General features: G+C 69.2%; 1 pseudogene. It reads left to right on the plus strand.

What is annotated here, in order from left to right:
* Window positions 1-250, plus strand: a pseudogene (locus tag AC0IYH_RS33065) (tryptophan synthase subunit beta); the annotation flags it as partial.

Genomic DNA, 250 nt, shown 5'->3' on the forward strand with positions numbered 1-250 from the left:
GGACGAGGACGGCCAGATTGCGGAGGGTCACTCGATCTCCGCGGGCCTCGACTATCCCGGCATCGGGCCGGAACATGCGTGGCTGCGTGACATCGGACGCGTCGAGTATGACAGCGCGACCGACCGGGACGCGCTCGATGCGTTCCAGCTGTTGTGCCGGACGGAGGGGATCATCCCCGCGCTGGAGCCGGCCCACGCCATCGCCGCGGTCACCCGCCGCGCCAAGACGATGCGCGACGATCAGGTGATC

The organism is Pseudomonas sp. AC463, from assembly GCF_979253585.1.